This is a genomic window from Oleiphilus sp. HI0080 (assembly GCF_001635135.1).
This window is the reverse complement of record NZ_LWFU01000706.1, coordinates 1-1,192: the sequence shown is the minus strand read 5'-3', so window position 1 is coordinate 1,192 and position 1,192 is coordinate 1. Positions and strand designations below refer to the sequence as shown.

At 48.2% G+C, this 1,192-nt stretch carries 2 protein-coding genes; both read left to right on the top strand.

Translation table 11 applies throughout. The features are described from left to right. On the top strand, positions 1 to 629 hold a 629-nt coding region (locus A3751_RS15205; protein WP_197466385.1), incomplete at its 5' end, for an acyl-CoA desaturase. Then, entirely contained in the window at positions 622 to 1,068 is a 447-nt protein-coding gene (locus tag A3751_RS15200) for a nuclear transport factor 2 family protein (RefSeq protein WP_068457661.1), read from the top strand. The genes A3751_RS15205 and A3751_RS15200, both read left to right, overlap by 8 nt. Positions 1,069 to 1,192: the final 124 nt, after the last annotated feature.

Sequence of the window (1,192 nt, the reverse complement as noted above, 5' to 3'; positions counted from 1 at the left end):
CGCAGCGTGGACCGCTTTGGTGGGCGGCGCATCATCGCAATCATCACAAGTTTTCTGATCAAGAAAATGATTTGCATTCGCCTATCAATCATAGTTTTTGGTGGAGCCATGTCGGCTGGTTCTTGAGCAATAAGGGCTATCACACCGACTATAAAGTCATTCCGGATCTCGCGAAGTATAAAGAGCTGGTATTTCTAAACCGCTACGACAGCTTGGTTCCAGTGCTGGCGGCTCTTGCAATGTATGGTTTGGGCGAGGTCTTGGCGACTTGGAAGCCCGAATGGGGCACCAACGGGTTGCAGATGGTTGTATGGGGTTTTTGTGTTTCAACGGTGCTGCTTTTCCATTCTACATTTACGATCAACTCTCTCGGCCATGTCTGGGGGTCACGACGATTCAAGACGAAAGACCACAGTCGAAATAATGCGTTTTTGGCTCTGTTGACGCTTGGAGAGGGGTGGCATAACGACCATCATCGCTTTGCGGTTTCCGCTCGACAAGGATTTTATTGGTGGGAAATCGATATCTCTTACTATGTTCTCAAAGGCTTGAGTTTTGTTGGCATTGTGCGTGACCTGAATCCTGTTCCTCAGCGTATTCTTGAGGAAGGGAGGAAACAAAATGTCTGAACAAACGCAGGTTGCTAAAACGATTGAAAAGTTCAAATCGCTTTACGACACGTTAAATCGCAATACCTTGACGGCCAGCATGCTCTCGGAGGTGTACGCCGACGATGTAGTTTTTGAGGACAGTTTGCATCGCATTGATGGTCTGCCTGCGATGTTTGAGTATTTCGAAAAGATGTATGAAAACGTTGAGAGTATTGCTTTCGAGTGGCAAGACTTAGCGCTCAATGAGAACGGCGGGTTTATCCGTTGGATTATGTATTTTCGCCATCCGCGTTTAAATAAGGGCCGCACGATCGAAGTGGCTGGTGTCAGTTACTTGGGTACGCGGAAGGGAAAAGTGATCGAGCATCGCGACTTTTTTGATGCCGGGGAAATGCTCTACGAGCGAGTTCCGGCGCTTGGTGCGGTCATTCGTACTTTGAAAAAAAGGGTGGCGTGAGTACGGTGAAGAAGCAAACAAACAGTAACAAGCAATCCAATGTGTGGATCGTTGGTGCCAGCACAGGAATCGGCCGTGCACTAGCCCTGCATTATGCGAAAAATAGTCTATCGGACGGCGTCGT